The sequence below is a fragment of the Flavobacterium xizangense genome, from assembly GCF_054075145.1.
Genome location: NZ_JBSIPG010000002.1, coordinates 106983 through 122279, shown reverse-complemented (window position 1 = coordinate 122279; position 15297 = coordinate 106983). Strand labels below are relative to the sequence as shown.

25 protein-coding genes are annotated in these 15297 nt (G+C 30.2%); 11 read left to right on the top strand and 14 right to left on the bottom strand.

Annotation, left to right across the window (positions count from 1 at the left end):
• Window positions 1-4: 4 nt before the first annotated feature.
• Window positions 5-352, bottom strand: coding sequence for a winged helix-turn-helix transcriptional regulator (locus ACWA1B_RS06095; RefSeq protein WP_456905082.1), 348 nt, complete (start codon window positions 350-352; stop codon window positions 5-7).
• A gap of 254 nt (window positions 353-606) precedes the next feature.
• Between ACWA1B_RS06095 and ACWA1B_RS06090 the strand changes: the two genes are divergently transcribed.
• The 3 genes from ACWA1B_RS06090 (at window position 607) to ACWA1B_RS06080 (ending at window position 2827) form a co-directional block, all read left to right on the top strand.
• Window positions 607-1098, top strand: coding sequence for a GNAT family N-acetyltransferase (locus ACWA1B_RS06090; RefSeq protein ID WP_456905080.1), 492 nt, complete (start codon window positions 607-609; stop codon window positions 1096-1098).
• A gap of 2 nt (window positions 1099-1100) precedes the next feature.
• Window positions 1101-1586, top strand: coding sequence for a MarR family winged helix-turn-helix transcriptional regulator (locus tag ACWA1B_RS06085; protein ID WP_456905078.1), 486 nt, complete (start codon window positions 1101-1103; stop codon window positions 1584-1586).
• A 272-nt stretch (window positions 1587-1858) separates the two neighbouring features.
• Entirely contained in the window at window positions 1859-2827 is a 969-nt protein-coding gene (locus tag ACWA1B_RS06080) for a hydrogen peroxide-inducible genes activator (RefSeq protein ID WP_456905076.1), read from the top strand.
• A 245-nt stretch (window positions 2828-3072) separates the two neighbouring features.
• On the opposite strand, the gene ACWA1B_RS06075 is transcribed toward ACWA1B_RS06080, so the two are convergent.
• The 5 genes from ACWA1B_RS06075 to ACWA1B_RS06055 all read right to left on the bottom strand — a co-directional run bounded on the left by ACWA1B_RS06075 (window position 3073) and on the right by ACWA1B_RS06055 (window position 6450).
• The gene (locus ACWA1B_RS06075; RefSeq protein ID WP_456905074.1) at window positions 3073-3843 is read right to left on the bottom strand and encodes an alpha/beta hydrolase; all 771 of its coding nucleotides are present in this window, start codon (window positions 3841-3843) and stop codon (window positions 3073-3075) included.
• 197 nt (window positions 3844-4040) lie between these two features.
• A complete protein-coding gene (locus ACWA1B_RS06070; protein ID WP_026729627.1) occupies window positions 4041-4457 on the bottom strand; it encodes an OsmC family protein in 417 nt (138 codons plus the stop codon).
• A 244-nt stretch (window positions 4458-4701) separates the two neighbouring features.
• A complete protein-coding gene (locus ACWA1B_RS06065; RefSeq protein WP_456905072.1) occupies window positions 4702-5505 on the bottom strand; it encodes an ImmA/IrrE family metallo-endopeptidase in 804 nt (267 codons plus the stop codon).
• On the bottom strand, window positions 5498-5794 hold the full coding sequence (locus tag ACWA1B_RS06060; protein WP_456905070.1) for a hypothetical protein: 297 nt from the start codon (window positions 5792-5794) through the stop codon (window positions 5498-5500). The genes ACWA1B_RS06065 and ACWA1B_RS06060 overlap by 8 nt, the downstream gene beginning before the upstream one ends.
• Window positions 5791-6450 carry an RNA polymerase sigma factor gene (locus ACWA1B_RS06055; protein WP_456905068.1) on the bottom strand — a complete coding sequence of 220 codons (660 nt, stop codon included), beginning with the start codon at window positions 6448-6450 and terminating at the stop codon, window positions 5791-5793. Before ACWA1B_RS06055 ends, ACWA1B_RS06060 begins: the two co-directional genes overlap by 4 nt.
• Before the next feature lie 145 nt (window positions 6451-6595).
• On the opposite strand from ACWA1B_RS06055, the gene ACWA1B_RS06050 reads away from it, so the two are divergent.
• Together ACWA1B_RS06050 and ACWA1B_RS06045 are read left to right on the top strand one after the other, a co-directional pair.
• Window positions 6596-6724, top strand: coding sequence for a hypothetical protein (locus ACWA1B_RS06050; protein ID WP_262510123.1), 129 nt, complete (start codon window positions 6596-6598; stop codon window positions 6722-6724).
• Window positions 6725-6754: 30 nt separating this feature from the next.
• A complete protein-coding gene (locus ACWA1B_RS06045; RefSeq protein ID WP_456905066.1) occupies window positions 6755-7558 on the top strand; it encodes a hypothetical protein in 804 nt (267 codons plus the stop codon).
• Window positions 7559-7626: 68 nt separating this feature from the next.
• On the opposite strand, the gene ACWA1B_RS06040 is transcribed toward ACWA1B_RS06045, so the two are convergent.
• Window positions 7627-8103, bottom strand: coding sequence for a DUF6680 family protein (locus tag ACWA1B_RS06040; RefSeq protein WP_456905064.1), 477 nt, complete (start codon window positions 8101-8103; stop codon window positions 7627-7629).
• 259 nt (window positions 8104-8362) lie between these two features.
• On the bottom strand, window positions 8363-8608 hold the full coding sequence (locus ACWA1B_RS06035) for a hypothetical protein (protein WP_456905062.1): 246 nt from the start codon (window positions 8606-8608) through the stop codon (window positions 8363-8365).
• Between the two features lie 37 nt (window positions 8609-8645).
• On the opposite strand from ACWA1B_RS06035, the gene ACWA1B_RS06030 reads away from it, so the two are divergent.
• The gene (locus tag ACWA1B_RS06030) at window positions 8646-8840 is read left to right on the top strand and encodes a hypothetical protein (RefSeq protein WP_456905060.1); all 195 of its coding nucleotides are present in this window, start codon (window positions 8646-8648) and stop codon (window positions 8838-8840) included.
• Window positions 8841-8843: 3 nt separating this feature from the next.
• On the opposite strand, the gene ACWA1B_RS06025 is transcribed toward ACWA1B_RS06030, so the two are convergent.
• Window positions 8844-9479: a hypothetical protein gene (locus ACWA1B_RS06025; protein ID WP_456905058.1), complete on the bottom strand. Its 636-nt coding sequence runs from the start codon at window positions 9477-9479 to the stop codon at window positions 8844-8846.
• Between the two features lie 5 nt (window positions 9480-9484).
• Window positions 9485-9997 carry a hypothetical protein gene (locus ACWA1B_RS06020; RefSeq protein WP_456905056.1) on the bottom strand — a complete coding sequence of 171 codons (513 nt, stop codon included), beginning with the start codon at window positions 9995-9997 and terminating at the stop codon, window positions 9485-9487.
• A 97-nt stretch (window positions 9998-10094) separates the two neighbouring features.
• Here ACWA1B_RS06020 and ACWA1B_RS06015 point away from each other — a divergent pair, with 97 nt between their 5' ends.
• Both ACWA1B_RS06015 and ACWA1B_RS06010 read left to right on the top strand, forming a co-directional pair.
• Window positions 10095-10313, top strand: coding sequence for a helix-turn-helix domain-containing protein (locus ACWA1B_RS06015; RefSeq protein ID WP_456905054.1), 219 nt, complete (start codon window positions 10095-10097; stop codon window positions 10311-10313).
• Between the two features lie 257 nt (window positions 10314-10570).
• Window positions 10571-11542, top strand: a complete 972-nt coding sequence (locus ACWA1B_RS06010; protein WP_456906490.1) for an IS1595 family transposase — start codon at window positions 10571-10573, stop codon at window positions 11540-11542.
• Window positions 11543-11708: 166 nt separating this feature from the next.
• On the opposite strand, the gene ACWA1B_RS06005 is transcribed toward ACWA1B_RS06010, so the two are convergent.
• A complete protein-coding gene (locus ACWA1B_RS06005; protein ID WP_456905052.1) occupies window positions 11709-11867 on the bottom strand; it encodes a hypothetical protein in 159 nt (52 codons plus the stop codon).
• A gap of 62 nt (window positions 11868-11929) precedes the next feature.
• Here ACWA1B_RS06005 and ACWA1B_RS06000 point away from each other — a divergent pair, with 62 nt between their 5' ends.
• The 3 genes from ACWA1B_RS06000 to ACWA1B_RS05990 all read left to right on the top strand — a co-directional run bounded on the left by ACWA1B_RS06000 (window position 11930) and on the right by ACWA1B_RS05990 (window position 13268).
• The gene (locus tag ACWA1B_RS06000; protein ID WP_456905051.1) at window positions 11930-12202 is read left to right on the top strand and encodes a hypothetical protein; all 273 of its coding nucleotides are present in this window, start codon (window positions 11930-11932) and stop codon (window positions 12200-12202) included.
• A gap of 191 nt (window positions 12203-12393) precedes the next feature.
• Window positions 12394-12540, top strand: coding sequence for a hypothetical protein (locus ACWA1B_RS05995; RefSeq protein WP_456905049.1), 147 nt, complete (start codon window positions 12394-12396; stop codon window positions 12538-12540).
• A gap of 323 nt (window positions 12541-12863) precedes the next feature.
• Complete coding sequence (locus ACWA1B_RS05990) at window positions 12864-13268, top strand: hypothetical protein (RefSeq protein ID WP_456905047.1); 405 nt, start codon at window positions 12864-12866, stop codon at window positions 13266-13268.
• A gap of 249 nt (window positions 13269-13517) precedes the next feature.
• Here ACWA1B_RS05990 and ACWA1B_RS05985 read toward each other — a convergent pair whose 3' ends face one another.
• Genes ACWA1B_RS05985 through ACWA1B_RS05975 form a run of 3 tightly spaced genes read right to left on the bottom strand, consistent with a single transcriptional unit; the run spans window position 13518 to window position 15164 of the window.
• On the bottom strand, window positions 13518-14129 hold the full coding sequence (locus ACWA1B_RS05985) for a dual OB domain-containing protein (RefSeq protein WP_456905045.1): 612 nt from the start codon (window positions 14127-14129) through the stop codon (window positions 13518-13520).
• 4 nt (window positions 14130-14133) lie between these two features.
• Entirely contained in the window at window positions 14134-14613 is a 480-nt protein-coding gene (locus ACWA1B_RS05980; protein ID WP_456905043.1) for a DUF488 family protein, read from the bottom strand.
• 5 nt (window positions 14614-14618) lie between these two features.
• Window positions 14619-15164 (bottom strand): DUF488 domain-containing protein, encoded by a 546-nt coding sequence (locus ACWA1B_RS05975; protein ID WP_456905041.1) that lies wholly within the window; start codon window positions 15162-15164, stop codon window positions 14619-14621.
• Window positions 15165-15297 lie beyond the last annotated feature (133 nt).

Below are 15297 nucleotides of genomic sequence, written 5' to 3'. Positions count from 1 at the left end.
CAATTTAGTTTTTTGAAGCTTCTCTATTCTTAATATGATTTCGATGTGAGATTCCCCATTTGATCATTTCAGAAATTATGGGGCCAAAAGATTTGCAATATGATGTTGATTCGTAAAGAATCGGGATTAGAGCATCTGGATCTTCAGTTCTTTTGACTAAATTATTCAGTTCCATGTCTTTTAATTCTTTAGACAACATTCGGGCCGTGATTCCGGGAATACTTTCTTTTATGTCTTTAAAACGACTGTTTCCATTGCATATTGAATTGATGATAGGAAGTTTCCATTTTCCACCCAAAACATATAAAGTGTCCTGAAGTGCCTGAAATTCTTCTTTTTGATTTCTTGCCATAATTTTATTATGTGAAATTAAATTTTGTTTTGAAGATTTGTTTCACGCAGATTTTACAGATTTATATTGATTTTTTTTATTGAGATAAACAGATAAAATCTGTCTCATCAGCTTAAATCAGCAAAATCTGCTTGAAATAAAAAACTTTGCGTCTTTATAGCAAATTTTCAGACAGACAAAAATATAAATAAATTATAAATAATTGCATTTATGTATTTAACTACGTAGTTTTGTACTATAAAATTTTAAAATAAATGAAACCTGTAATAATTCCGATAGAAAACAAGTTTGAAAATGTCATTGCCGACTTAATATTAAACATTCAGATTAATGAATTCAATGTTCCGATTACGAGAGAAGATCAGCCGGATTTATTCAATATTCAGAATTTTTATTATGCTGGAGGCGGCGGTTTTTGGGGTGCTTTTATAAATGACGAATTAGTTGGAACAATAGCTTTAGTTAAATTTGATGCGCGTTCGGCGGCAATTCGAAAGATGTTTGTAAAAAAGGAATTCCGCGGAAAAGAGTTTTCGATTGCACAAAAACTTCTTGAGACTTTAATAGAATATTGTAAAGAAAACGGAATCGATGATTTATATTTGGGAACCGTTGCGATTTTAGAAGCCGCATTACGATTTTATGAAAAAAATGATTTTGTGCGAATTGAAAAAGAATCGCTTCCAGAAAAATTTCCATTAATGAAACCCGATAATGTATTCTGCCATTTAACTTTAAAGAGATAAAGATGAATATTATAGACGAATCAGGAATTTTAGCCATTTCGACGCGATTACAGCGCTTAAGCGAGCAATTGCGAAAAGATGGCGCATTGGTTTATAAATCATACGGCATTGATTTTGAACCGAAATGGTTTCCAGTAATTTACACCTTATATCATAAAGATACTTTAAGCGTTGTCGAGATTGCCAATGAAATTGGATACACACATCCGTCAACGATAAGTTTGTTGAAAGAACTGGAAAAACAAAAACTGATTCGCTCCAAAAAAGACAAAATCGACGAACGAAAAAGATTGATTCAACTGACTGCAAAAGGGCAGGAGCTAATTGAACAAATGAAACCTGTTTGGGAAGTCATGAAAAGCGCTTTAACTGAAATTACAACCAACCAAAATAATCTGCTAAAAGCAATTGAAGAAGCCGAAAATAAAATTTTACATCAGAGTTTTTTGCAGCGGGCTTTGCAGTTGAAGAGTGAAGGAGAGGAGTAAAAATAAAAAGCGATCTTAATTAAGATCGCTTTCCTTTTTTATAATTGGCGTAGAATAAATTGATATTCAGGATATGTGATAAAATTCGATATGCTCCAAAAACTACTCCATTCTCATTTACCACATACCTAAAAATCGTTTCTATTATGTACGATAAAGTGTATGTTTTGGTTTTGTAATTTTGATGTTTTTGCAAAACTTTAACATCTGCAAAATTTTGGTTTATAAATGAAATTGATATTTATGTATCTTTATAAAATAAAATTATAAAGATGACCATTCAGCAGTTAAAATATATTGTCGCTTTAGACGAAGAACGTCATTTTGCGAGAGCCGCCGAAGTTTGTATGGTAACACAGCCCGGACTTACGATTCAGCTAAAAAATCTCGAAGAAGAAATCGGAATCAAGATTTTTGACCGAAACAAAGTGCCGCTTACGCCAACCGTTTTGGGAATTGAGATTATCAATAAAGCCAAAAAGATTCTTCGTGAAGTAGATGAAATTCGGGATTTTGTGATAAACGAAAAAAATCTATTAGAAGGAGAAATAAAACTCGGCATAATTTCGACTTTATCACCTTATCTGATTCCGCTTTTTATTCAGGCGATGAAAGAAGCAGCGCCGAAAGTGCATTTCATTATCAAAGAAGCTTATACCGGAGTTTTAATGAAAGAGTTAGAAACCGGTGCGATTGATGTTGCCATTATGGCGACGCCAACGGGAAATCCGAATTTGATAGAACATGTTATTTTTGAAGAACCTTTTGTTGCTTATTTGAATCAGACCCATCCCATGGCGAATGAAGAATTTTATGAAATGCAACCCAGCGATAAAACCGAATTATTGCTGCTGCATCATGAATATTGCTACAACGCACAACTTCTGGACATTTGCGGATTAAAAACGTCGGATAAAATAAAAGAACAATTCACGTACGATATCAATTCGATTGAAACCTTAAAAAATCTGGTTCGGGCGCATTTAGGATTTGCGATTATTCCAAAACTTTCGACGTTAAATGAACCGGCCGGACTTTTCAAACCTTTTAAAGAACCAGTTCCGATAAGGGAAATAAGTTTAGTAGTTTCAGACTCGTTTTCAAAAAAGCTAATACTCGAAAAAATGAACGAAGCTATCTGGAATTGTCTTCCTGAATCACTCAAAAAAGATTTCAGTTATAAAAAAATACGCTGGAACGATTCGCCTTATTTTATAAAGGCAGTTAGTAAGTTTATGTAATACCGATTTTCTAAACACATAGAAACATAGCTATACTTTGTGCAGAAAGGCGTTTCACTTGTCTAAATGCACATAGCTATGCATAAAGATTAAACACAATATTGTCATTTCGAGGAACGAGAAATCACACTAAAAACTCCGCACAGAATGTCGCCAATCTTTGTAGAGTTTCTAGTGTGATTTCTCCCTTCGGTCGAAATGACAAGCTTATATTGAATTGATAATTAACAATTAATAATTAACAATTATTTTTTAGATGCTTCAATAATCACATTCGCAACTTTTTCAGGTTGAGAAATGAAAACCACGTGGCTTCCTTTTATTTCAGTGATTTTAGTGTTAGAACGTTTGTACATTGCACGTTCGATATCAGGGTTGATGCTTTTATCTTCAGTTGCTACAATTCCGTAAGAAGGTTTAGTTCTCCATGCTGCTTTAGTAATTGGAGTTCCAAAACCTTGAGCGTGAAATGCACCTTGCGAAGCAAACATAAATTCAGCATCTTCTTTGCTTAAATCTCCTGCAAAACCAGCGTGAAATTTAGCTTTATCATAATAAGCAATTCCTTTATCATCTGGAGCCAAAACACCATTTTCAGGAGCTGGAGGCGCAGTTTGTAACCATTGAATAGAGTTTTCTCCGTTATCAGGTTGTAAAGCAGCAACATAAACTAAAGCAGCAACTTTTGGGTGATTTCCAGCTTCAGTAATTACAGTTCCGCCCCAAGAATGTCCAACCAAAACTGTTGGTCCGTCTTGTTTGTCAAGAGCTAAATTTGTTGCTCTTACATCATCTTCTAAAGAGCTTAACGGATTCTGAACAATGGTTACATTATACCCTTTTTTAGTCAAAACCTGATACAAACCTTTCCATCCAGAACCGTCTGCAAAAGCACCGTGAACTAATACTACATTTTTAATTTTAGGAGCAGTTTGAGCGTTTACGTTTGCTGTTGTAAATACTAAACTAAAGATTATTACTGCGAATGCTAAAAAGCTTTTAAATATTGTTTTCATTTTTATAAAATTTTAGATTGTTGATTTTAGATTTTAGATTGTTTTTTGAAATTCCGCTCAATCTTGTCATTTCGACGTAAGGAGAAATCTTCGCAAGTTGCTCCGTCAAGTATGTCGCCAATCTTTGTAGAGTTTCTCGTGGAGATTCCTCGTTCCTCGGAATGACAAGATTGTGTTGAAATTTTATTATTTAGAAATTAGTTTAAGGTTACAGCCAAAGTAATTTCAGTATTTAGCAGTTTAGAAATTGGACAAATTTCTTTTGCTTTTTGAGCTGTTTTCTGAAAATCTTCTTCAGAGATTCCAGGAACTTTTCCAGTAAGTTCTAAAGCAATTAAAGTAATAGTTCCGTCTTCAAAAGTTACTTTAGCTACTGTGTCTAAATCTTCTGGAACAAAACCAGCTTCAGATAATAAAAAGCTTAATTGCATGGTAAAACAACCAGAATGTGCCGCAGCGATTAATTCTTCAGGATTAGTTCCAACACCTTGTTCGAAACGAGTTTTAAAAGATAATTGTGCATTATCTAAAGTTGTGCTTTGTGTACTAATGGTTCCTTTTCCTTCCATTCCTGTACCTTTCCAGTTTGCGTTTGCTCTTCTTGTAAATTTCATGATTGCTAATTTTTTAAAGTTATTTTTAAGATGATCAAATCATTTCTTTGATTTTGATGAAGCAAAGGTATAGTGAAGGTCTTTATTAATCAAATTAATAATTTTTGATTGTTATAAAAATAATTTATAATTATTGAATTTTAAGAGATTGAGGATTTGATTTGTAATTAAAATAAAAAAGCGCAAACTCGGAGGAGATGCGCAATTGTTATTTTTTCTTTCGTTAAGAATTATTTGTTTTTATTTAATCTTCCCATATTATGCTTAGTGCTTGGTTTTTATAAGGTACACAATGTTCAAAAAATTTTCTATTTGTATCTTTGCTTGACACATTCTGAAACCAGTCTATAGCCCAAACCTCTTGAGATTTTTCATATTTCCTTTGTTTATTAAAATACTCACCCATTACAGTTTGTTCAGGAATTTTGTATTTATCATATATAATTGTTTTAAATGGAAAATCAACACTAGTCCAGTACCATTTTATCTTATTGTCTTGACCAAAAACAATCAAAATTGGATGACTACCAATGTCGGCAAATTTAATTGCAGTAGACGTTAAACTTGTTTGATATTTTTTTGATAGCTGATCTAATAATGAGAAATTAAATTTTTTCTTAAAACAATCTTTTATGAATCGTTGCTTAGGCATAAGTAGAGATGAAGCGAAATAATCAGCCTCCCATTCTACATACTTATCAGAAGAAAAATTTGTAAATGAACTATGTGCAGGAACTAATCCTGATGAAAGTGCATTTCTGTGTTCATCTATAAAATAATGGCCTAATTCATGCGCAAAAGTAAATCTGCATCGAACTGTATGTGAGTGTTTTAATCTGTCAATGTTTAAATAAATATGAAATTTATTGTTTAAATGTTCAATCATTCCATCGAAATATTGTTCATAGTTTCCATAACAGAAAGAAATAGAGTTTTTATTAGCTATATATTCTGGATTTATTACATTGTCTGGGCAGTAGGCATTTGCAATGAATTCTGCTAAATCAGACAATTCGGTTTTTCGATGTATTGATAAATATTTATTCATTATTTTTTCTATCCTCTCGCATTTTTTTTAATATTTCTGACGATAATTGTTTACCATCTCTAGCAGCTTGGGCTAAATTATCAGAATGTGGATTTTTCTCTTGTAAAATATCTACTTTGTTTACGAAACCCTTTTTTAGAATATTAAGAGGATCATCCCATTCTTTGGGTTTAATTGCGTCGATATCCTTTTTGTAATTTTTTTCAAATTCAATTACACTTTCTTCATCAGTTGGAAATATGTATCCTTGAGATCGAATTACTTTTATTAATTTGTTTTGTTTGCTCATTTAGAGATTGTGTTTGTGTTTCCCAGTTTACTATTAAAATGCTCAACTATTTTTTTATTACATCTACTCTTAATAGCTTTTATATTATCTCTAGTAGTATTATGAACTTCGCAAAGCCAATCCAAAGTTTCGGAAGGAGTATTTTTTCCTTCTTCATAAAATTCATAGAGAGTAAGTAAGATAGCCTTGTCTCTTTCTTTGAATGAATTTAAAACTTCATCCAATATTATTCTTGATTGTGAAAGAGAAATGTTTTCTTCAATTTCAATTTCTGGTGGATCAAAAATTTGTTCGTCATCATCAATAATTTTTAAATGATTTTCTTTTATTTCTGCTTTTAATAAATCTTTCAGATTATTTTTTGCAATGGTGGCTAAGTAAGCCTTAAAACGAGCATCAGTAATAATGTCATTATGAGTTTCATCTATTTGAAATAATAATGGATTCTCATAAATCTTTAAAAAAGTGTTGTTTACAATATCATGAATAATGTCCTCTCTCAAAAAAGTATATTTTTTCTTTGCTTCAATTACAACTTTATAAAGATACTTTGAATATTCTTTGTAAAATGCTATGAATGAATTTTGCGCATCTGCTGTAAACTCCTCTTTATAAGAGAATTTCATAAGCATATCTTCTATTTCACTTTTCTTCAACTTATCGAATGTTTATATTAATATATACTTAAAACAGTGACATTCTCCAGAGATTTTAGTTTAGGTAAAGCTTTGTCACTGAATCTTGTATATGTAAATATAAGAAGTTTAATAATACAAAATATTAGAAAGGAGGTGTAAAATCATGGCTAAAGATTCAGACGGAAAAAAATTCAACAGAATTCCAGCATATACAAAAGTTGTTGATGGAAAAAAAATCGAAGTTAAAGAACATATTAGAAGTAACAGAAGTGATAGTAAAGGTAAGAAATAATACTGTCAAACATAACCAATAATTAGTAAGATGAAAAAAAACAAGAAAAATTTTAATGGACATTTTAATGTCACAAAATCAGCAGAACATGTCAACATTTTATTAGGAAGTGATTTGGAGCTTTTTATTGATCCATACAACATCGCTAATAATTTACAGAATAAAGTGGCTAAGAGAGTATATCTAAGAAGTAAATCATTTTTAGAAAACTTGAATCGAACTTACATTGTTCCTAGTGATAGAATAAATGGACTAGCTTTTTTGTCCCATTTGCAGGAAGCAAATGAGTATGGATTTGGATATTCCAAAACTAATAAAGGAAAGGGAATTGGGCTAACTAAGGCTGAGGTAATTTTCGATTCATTAAGTAATAATCTTTTTGCAAGAGAGGGAGTATCTATAACAAATGAAGCACATAATGTTTTGTTATTGGTGAAAGGAATTGGGGCTGATAACATGTCTGATACTTTGGCAAATGTTTGTAGAGACATTTTTGCAGATTTTACTTATGAGCAATGTTTATTGCATAATATTCCAACTTCAAAAGTTCAAATAGAATATTTTGACTCTACTAGAAATTGTTGGATGTTTAAAGATGCTTATCTTCCATCATTTGCAGGAAAAAAAATTATATTAGTTCCCAAATTTTTGATTGGAGGAGAGAGAGCTTACACAAGTGCGTTTAATTGGTTTATATCTAGTAACTATCTATCTAAAGAAATTTTAGCTGGAACATTAAAGACTAGTAATTCAAAAGGATTTATTAATAAATTAAAAAATGGGACCAGAAGAGCGATTATTAAAAATATGGTAAGTATACCCACTTTACACTAGAAAACAAATAACAACTTTAATCCGCTATTCTTGGCGGATTTTTTAATTTCGGTAAGTTATGACAAGAGTTATTCTTCTCTTTTTGCACCAAAGTGTTCAGAATTTTTTAAAACTCTGTAATATTCAGAATAATATTGACGTTGAAAAACTAAATCATCCTCTCTTTGCTGAGTTGAATAGTATCTGCCAATGTCAATCGAGTCAAGATTGTTATATTTTAAAACTTTCGCCATCTGAAAAAGCATTTCATTTAAGTACTTCCCATTGTCTGAGAGTTCTGGATGATTCGGCAAAGTCACTTCATAGAATTTCTTCCATTTCTCAAGAACTTTCGTGTTATTATAATAAACAATGTCAATCTGATTTAAAGCTATGATGAATTCATTACTTCGAGGATACATACCTCGTTGCCCCATTAGAATCTTAAAAATTTCCATTTTCCTATTTTTATCTTCTTTTACTTTATCAAGCAATTTTGTTACTTGAACTGCAATTAAAGGAGAAGATAAGACAGACAGAATAGTAATGATTTCGTATGCACTCATAATTGATTTTTAAGCAAATTTAAAAATAAAAAAGGTAAGCGCAAACTTACCTTTATAAATGAATCACACAAACCAAAACAATCGAAGCTTGATGTTGAAGTTAAAGTGATAAATCTTCTTTTGCAATCTTTTTCCCATCCTCTGAATTTTAAGTTAATAAAAATTGAACTCTATTTATTTTTGTCAGAATGGGCATTGCATTTTTCAAATATATTAAAAGCGTAATAACACAAACTAGGTATAAATACCTGTTTTTAAATTAGAAAAGTTTAGAATTATTAATTCTTGATTGCCAAGAATCATCACTAATTAAAATGAAAGCTGAGCCTAAAGGTTTTATTTCATCAGACAATCCACTTTTACCATCTTTAAGATACTCTTCTAAATTGTTTATAACAATATAGCTGTCTTTTGATTGGGATAAAGCGCACGTAAAAACTTGAGGATAAGGTAATTTCTCAAATTTTATTGTTTCAAAAACTAAATAATATTGAAATTTAAGCATTATGTACAAATTTAAGATTAATACAAAAGATAAATATATGAAAAGGTCTAAAACTATCATAGACCCTCACACACAAACAATAGGAAAAATTGATATTTCAGATATTTTAAACTCTTCAATTCCTCGTGAACTTCATTATATTGGTGCTGGCAGAATTGAAAAACTAAAACAAGGAGAAAGTATTACAGTGACAGTGCATACCATAACTACTATTCAAATTCAGAAATACTAATAATTAGTCTGTTGGAATAATATTAGGAGCAGAATCTCCAATTATATAAACATACCTCTTAGTACTGCTATTAGTGTCGTAAAAGATTATAAACCTAAGATAGCTATCTAACAGAATTGATCCAAAGTTTGAATCATAGACATACATGTTCGCTTCCGAATTAAAATTTTTGAAAACTTGTCCTCTGCATAGCCATTTATTTTGCCCGCGCTTAAACCGCACTATATCCTTATCAAAAAACAAATAACTATTAGATTTTTCTTCTTTAATTGTTTTCCATTTTCCGTTTTCAAATATTTGTTCTTCAATTAATGGAACATTATAACTACCACTCAAAGCAGTGGTAACATTAATTTGATAGCTGTTTGAAGAGTTGTTGTTTTGTTTGGTAGAAATCAAAGGCAAATTTAGAGGCGTTTGTATTGGATAGACATTATCTCTTGGCAATGTACCAGCCTTTCCTGTATAAGGGTTAATATTACCCTCGGTTGTATAATTATTATTGACAGTGTAATCACGGTTAGTTCTATAATGTGCAGGAACAACAGTACCATCTGTACGGACATAAGAATTTACCCAAACATCTTGCGCAAAAGAGCTTAAACAGGATAAAAACAGCAATAAAAAACACTTTTTCATAGCGTTTAAAAATTGGTTTTAGTAATTTCTCCTGTATAACTTCCTGTCATAGTGCCAACACTTGTGACATAATTAAAATCAAAAGTATAGTTTGTGCTTGAGTTTTTTGTCAATATAACTCTACTCACTACACCTATGAAATCTTTTTCATTAGTTACCACGTTGCTTGTGCCGTCTGCATTGTATTTAATTAAACTTGAACCTAGTAATCTAGAACCGCTTTCTCTATATGAATAAGTTGTCGGGAGTAAATCAGAATCACCAGAAAGAGAGTTTGCATTTGAATATCTTATGCCAAAACCTAGACGATTAGTTAAAGGTGTGTTTTGCATTTCCACAGTGAAATCTACTACTCCAGTTTTAATACTTCTTGTGATTTTAACATTATCAAAGTAATATTTTGAACCGTTTATTTCAACGAAATTAGTTTTGTTTCCAGAACTATCGCTTGATTCTTTATTATCCGATGAACAACTTAAAAAGATGATTGCTAGGAAAACTAATGCAAGTTTTTTCATGGTGAAATTGTTTAAAGTTTTAGCAAGAATACAAAAAACATTAAAAAGACACAAATATGTGTCAAGTTATTTTGTGATATAAATAGAAATTTAAATCGTGATAGAAAATGATGAAATAGCACTAGTAAAATCTGTAGGTGAAAAAATCCGAATGAGGAGGTTAGAAATTAACTTGTCTCAGGAAACACTATCTTATGACGCAAATATACCACGTAACCAAATTGGCAGAATAGAGCGTGGAGAAATATCTACAACAGTCACAACACTTCATAAAATCTGCAAAGCTCTTAAAATTGAAATAAGAGATTTGTTTTAACAAAACATAAATTTTTATAGCCAACATACTCTGCAAATAAAAGCGGAGGCACCTCATATGATTATATCTTTCCTATGGCATTTACATGGGCTTGATAACATACTATTATATGAAATTTAATGAGTTTGAACATAAGAAATATCCTGCTTACATTTGTATTGCGGTCTAAAAAATAGTTAAAATTAGAATTTAGTTACACTAAAATTTTGTTTAAGTGTAAAAAAGTTCTAAATTTGATAAAGAAAAAATCAAGACCTATGTTTAATAAGGATTTTAATTCGATACTTGAAGTGGCAAGGGAATTTGCTACAGAAGAAAAGTGTATAGAACATTTAGAAGCACTTTATTGGAATAATGTTCCTATAAGCCCTTTTCACGAAGATAGCACTGTGTACAAATGCAAAGGCAATAAATACAAATGCAAAACAAGCGGAAAGTATTTTACAGTTAAAACAGGCTCTATGTTTGACAACACTAAAATTGAATTGCCTAAATGGTTTATGGCTATCTTTTTAGTTACAAACCATAAAAAAGGAATCAGTTCTGTACAGCTTGGAAAAGATTTGCAAATCAGCCAAAAATCTGCTTGGTTTATGCTTATGAGAATCAGAAAATGTTTTGGAATTGAAAACGATATTGATGATAAGTTTGAAGGTATTTGTGAAGCTGATGAATCATTTTTTGGCGGAAAAAATAAAAACAGACATAAAGACAAAAAAGTAGAACAATCCCAAGGTAGAAGCTTTAAAGACAAAACACCTGTAATCGGAGTACTGCAAAGAGGAGAATCTGAAATAATCGACGGCAAAAAAGTGATGATTTCACCAAGTAAAGTGAAATGTATTGTTGCGCCAAACACTAAAAGAGAATCAATACAACCGTTTATAAAATCATTTGTAGAAAAAGACAGTGTTTTAATCTCAGATGAATGGCACGGATACAGAGGATTAGAAAATCATTACGACCATCATATAGTAGACCACGCAAAGAAACAATATGTAGACTTTGATAACCCAGAAATACACAGCAACTCAATCGAGGGATTTTGGGGAATAATGAAAAGAAGCTACAATGGAATCTATAATTGGTGGTCAAGAAAGCACATTCAGAATTACGTTAATGAACATGTATACAGATTTAATCTAAGAGAGCAGAGCAACTCAGAAAGATTCAATTATATCATTGCAAACTCGCAAATAAGAACGAAGTACAAACAATTAACAGCATAAAAAAATGGAAGATGACTATTATCACTTGAAACATAATTACGACTACGCCGAGTTTTTAAAATTTCTCAAAAACGAGGGAAGCGAAAAAGCAAATCGAATGCTATCTAAGTTAGAATCTTTGAATCAAAAAGATTCACAAGAATATGCACATTTTAAAGCAGAACTTTTATATAAGCTCTTTTTGCAAGTTTTCTAATTCTCTTATTAATTTCCACATATATTCTTTTTCTTGTGGATTTCGTGGAGTGTTCGTATATTCTCGTGACAAAATTTTAATGATTACTGATTGAGCCTTAATAATTTCAATTAGTTTTTCTGTTTCCATAATAAAGAGTTTTACTCAAAGATAGAATTTATTCACTAATTTTGAACTTTAAATATTATGATTTGAAAATATTAGAAAAAGATAAGCTTTTGCAGGACGAAAGCATACACAAGACAGAATTTGAGAAACAATGGTATTTCAGTCTTGAAGATATGGCAACATACTTAGAAGAGGATTTATCAGAGGTTGAAAATATAGAACTTCCATTATTAATTGATGGAAAACGAAAGACAGTTAAAACAGCAACTTTTGAAGATATTGAAAAAGGGCGTAAAAAAGAAGAACTGTCAGAGTTTAATAAAGCGCTTCTAAAAGCTAGACACTTTAAGAAATAAAACAGGTATTTGTACGTATTTTGTAATCTAAACTAAAAAAATTAACACTTATTTTATAGTTCGAATCTATATTTTTCATAATATTACAATAACCAAAAAATAATTTCCAAATTTAATTGACTGATTTTAAATATTATAGTGTACCTTTGCACCCATTTTTAAAATTATTCAGTTTCTAAAAACAAACTATTATGAAAACTACCACAATTGACATGAGCAAAGCAACTGGTAATAATGTTTTTACTGGTGCTGTATGGACAAAAGCAACAGCCAAAGAAATATCTGAGGCATTTGCAGCAATCGCCAGAGTTAATAATTCACGCGTAGAGATGGCTTAATATGACATACGATATAACCGAACAAGAGCTCTATAATAGAGCTTTTTTTAATTTTCACTTTGATGGAATTTTGATAAATGCTGTTTTCGAGAATTACGATGAATCAAGTCACGACTACATGTTTATAGTATTTACGGAGGATGGTCATTATTTAGACGATCTAACACACGCTGATTTTATTAATCCACTAAGTGAAATATTATACAGATTCGATAATAATCGTAAATTAAAGTATAAGATATTAGTAACTTGTTAATTATAAAGCCTCTTTAATTAGAGGCTTTTTTATTTATGTATATTTGAGAAACTTAAAAAACTCAATTATGGAAGTCTTTATAGGTGTTGCAGGATTACTTATAGCGTGGTTAACATACCATAAAACTTTCAATTCTAAGCCTGATGAAGAAAGAAATAATCTATTAGGTGTTTTTATCACCACTCAAAAACTACATTTAGAGGTACAATCCATAATTCAAAAATACATTGACGACAATGATGGAGCAGAGCACTTAATTTACCCTAACATAACATTTCAGAAAATGTTGGATATGTATAAACAAGAGTTTGAAAAAGGATTATCTGATAAAGTTTATCAAGAGTTAAAGAATAATCAAACCTATACTAAAAGTAATATTGCTACTTTTCAAAATATGATTGACACTCAACATAATGCATTATTACAATTTAAAAATCAATTACTATTTTTAACGCCACCCGCAAAAAACTAGAAAACAGAAAATTCTAGTGTAAAGTGGGTATACTTACCAAAAATATTAATAAACATTTCAAAAAGCCTAAAGGTGAATTAGTTGATTTTGTAAAAAAATACAATGGTTCTCTTTTAGAATTTCAAATGCATATTAAGAATAATTTTCCAAATATAACTGATAATCAATTATTATTAATGCTCAGTTGATTTGAATTATGCTACGATTGCTCCAAATTTAAAAAGTCCAACATCGTAAATGTTGGACTTTTTAATACCATCCGGAAAGCTGAAGATAGCATCTCTTCTCCATAGAAGGATTATCAGGTGGATTCCACCATTTAGCTAAAGATAATCGTATTAATGTACCAGCTGGAATGGTATCGATGGCAAGAACTTCACCTTTATATGGAACTTTTTTATTTCTTTTTAGAATACTGTTATAATTGTAACTATAGCAAGGTTTTCCAAAATTATCACTTAGGGTTAGATCTTTATCAGTTTGCCAAAATCCAACACTATTTAAAGGAAGATCATTTGGGTTATCTAAAAAACCTTTTCCATTATTCCATTTTAGTTTTGAATCATAAACATCATTTAAATCGCCTTTCCAGATTTTACAATTATCTATAATATATTGATTTGGATTTACTGTTTCAATATGCGTTTTTAAAATCACTCGAACATCTTCTATATGAGGAGGAATGCCAGGAGTTGGTTTATAAGTAATGTCCCATATTTGACCTACTTTGAATTGAGCGTTATGTGGTTGATAGCCACCATTTAAGTCCATTAGACGTAAATATTTATTTGTATTAATTTCAATTCCTCCCACGCAAAAATATTCTCCCCATTTTGTTTTTGCCACAATTAGTACATCCATGATATTACAAATGATTAATAATTAAGTTAAATTCATTCTTTATCTTTTCTGTAATTAAAGACCTATGACAAGCACTAGAGTTTTCTTCTACACAGAATAAAACTATTTTTGAGGAATTTTGCTTTTGAAGGTGATCGATAAAATATTTTAAATCAAAATTATCTAAGATAAGATTTCGGTACGCATTTTTAAAAGAGGTATCTAATTCTTCACGACTTTGTTTTAGCTCATTTTTTTCGACATCTGCTTTTTTCTGTAATTCTCTTACTTGAATTGATGGGGCTAAATCTAATTGATGAATATATTTTATGTTTAAAAAGAATAATTTTTCTTGTAATTTAGTACTATTTACGAATGAATATTTTGCTCCTCTAACACCTCTTCTTTGTCTTACATCGATAAATGTATCAATTTTATTATTAATAAGCTTTTTAAAGAAAGCATCTTCAGTTGAATTATAAACACCGATAGTATAAATTTCCATAATTACTAATATTTTTTTCTTGATGTTAAAATTTCATCTCCAAATAAATTTGTTAAGTTCTTACCTTGCATTAGCTCACTCATTACTTTCTCTTGATCTTTAGTTGTATTTATATCAATAATATGATTAATGGAGATATTGTGTTTTAATAATTCTTGGCCTATTAACTTACTTCTATGACAAGTTTCAGGTTTTGATTCACTACACATTAATGCAATTACTACTTTTTCACCATTTGCTTCTAAAATTGTATTTATTCCTACTTTGAAAAAGTCTTTTTCTTTAACTTTTTCGTAATCAACTTTTCCTTTTACGTAACAGCTTATGTCAGAAGGTAAACCACCTAAATAATCTCCCGCATAGACATATGTTACATTGTTTTGTGTGAGCTCAGCTTCTAGCAAATCTTTATTAAAATGAGGATTAAATTTAGAATATGGTTTAGACCTTACATCAAACAAAAATTCTATTTTATAAGTATGTAATTCTTCAATAAATTTTTCTAAAGTTTTGTTTCCATGTCCAATAGAATATATTGTATTGTGGTCCATATTTTTTCTGATTAAATTGAGTATCACAAATATAAAAACCATTATTGTGATGTTCAGTTAAATTAATCTTTAATTTATATTCATATTATAAGTTTTAAGGGGATTTGTAAATTTTTAAAACATTTTGACAAGT

What these genes read in the sequence shown, in the direction of transcription:
- ACWA1B_RS05975 (WP_456905041.1), bottom strand. Translation starts at nt 15,164, where the DNA reads ATGGACCACAATACAATATATTCTATTGGACATGGAAACAAAACTTTA.
- ACWA1B_RS05995 (WP_456905049.1), top strand. Translation starts at nt 12,394, where the DNA reads ATGAAAACTACCACAATTGACATGAGCAAAGCAACTGGTAATAATGTT.
- ACWA1B_RS06035 (WP_456905062.1), bottom strand. Translation starts at nt 8,608, where the DNA reads ATGCTTAAATTTCAATATTATTTAGTTTTTGAAACAATAAAATTTGAG.
- ACWA1B_RS06025 (WP_456905058.1), bottom strand. Translation starts at nt 9,479, where the DNA reads ATGAAAAAGTGTTTTTTATTGCTGTTTTTATCCTGTTTAAGCTCTTTT.
- ACWA1B_RS06045 (WP_456905066.1), top strand. Translation starts at nt 6,755, where the DNA reads ATGAAAAAAAACAAGAAAAATTTTAATGGACATTTTAATGTCACAAAA.
- ACWA1B_RS06090 (WP_456905080.1), top strand. Translation starts at nt 607, where the DNA reads ATGAAACCTGTAATAATTCCGATAGAAAACAAGTTTGAAAATGTCATT.
- ACWA1B_RS05980 (WP_456905043.1), bottom strand. Translation starts at nt 14,613, where the DNA reads ATGGAAATTTATACTATCGGTGTTTATAATTCAACTGAAGATGCTTTC.
- ACWA1B_RS06040 (WP_456905064.1), bottom strand. Translation starts at nt 8,103, where the DNA reads ATGAGTGCATACGAAATCATTACTATTCTGTCTGTCTTATCTTCTCCT.
- ACWA1B_RS06020 (WP_456905056.1), bottom strand. Translation starts at nt 9,997, where the DNA reads ATGAAAAAACTTGCATTAGTTTTCCTAGCAATCATCTTTTTAAGTTGT.
- ACWA1B_RS06050 (WP_262510123.1), top strand. Translation starts at nt 6,596, where the DNA reads ATGGCTAAAGATTCAGACGGAAAAAAATTCAACAGAATTCCAGCATAT.
- ACWA1B_RS06005 (WP_456905052.1), bottom strand. Translation starts at nt 11,867, where the DNA reads ATGGAAACAGAAAAACTAATTGAAATTATTAAGGCTCAATCAGTAATC.
- ACWA1B_RS06080 (WP_456905076.1), top strand. Translation starts at nt 1,859, where the DNA reads ATGACCATTCAGCAGTTAAAATATATTGTCGCTTTAGACGAAGAACGT.
- ACWA1B_RS06030 (WP_456905060.1), top strand. Translation starts at nt 8,646, where the DNA reads ATGAAAAGGTCTAAAACTATCATAGACCCTCACACACAAACAATAGGA.
- ACWA1B_RS06085 (WP_456905078.1), top strand. Translation starts at nt 1,101, where the DNA reads ATGAATATTATAGACGAATCAGGAATTTTAGCCATTTCGACGCGATTA.
- ACWA1B_RS06060 (WP_456905070.1), bottom strand. Translation starts at nt 5,794, where the DNA reads ATGAGCAAACAAAACAAATTAATAAAAGTAATTCGATCTCAAGGATAC.
- ACWA1B_RS06010 (WP_456906490.1), top strand. Translation starts at nt 10,571, where the DNA reads ATGTTTAATAAGGATTTTAATTCGATACTTGAAGTGGCAAGGGAATTT.
- ACWA1B_RS06070 (WP_026729627.1), bottom strand. Translation starts at nt 4,457, where the DNA reads ATGAAATTTACAAGAAGAGCAAACGCAAACTGGAAAGGTACAGGAATG.
- ACWA1B_RS05985 (WP_456905045.1), bottom strand. Translation starts at nt 14,129, where the DNA reads ATGGATGTACTAATTGTGGCAAAAACAAAATGGGGAGAATATTTTTGC.
- ACWA1B_RS05990 (WP_456905047.1), top strand. Translation starts at nt 12,864, where the DNA reads ATGGAAGTCTTTATAGGTGTTGCAGGATTACTTATAGCGTGGTTAACA.
- ACWA1B_RS06075 (WP_456905074.1), bottom strand. Translation starts at nt 3,843, where the DNA reads ATGAAAACAATATTTAAAAGCTTTTTAGCATTCGCAGTAATAATCTTT.
- ACWA1B_RS06095 (WP_456905082.1), bottom strand. Translation starts at nt 352, where the DNA reads ATGGCAAGAAATCAAAAAGAAGAATTTCAGGCACTTCAGGACACTTTA.
- ACWA1B_RS06065 (WP_456905072.1), bottom strand. Translation starts at nt 5,505, where the DNA reads ATGAATAAATATTTATCAATACATCGAAAAACCGAATTGTCTGATTTA.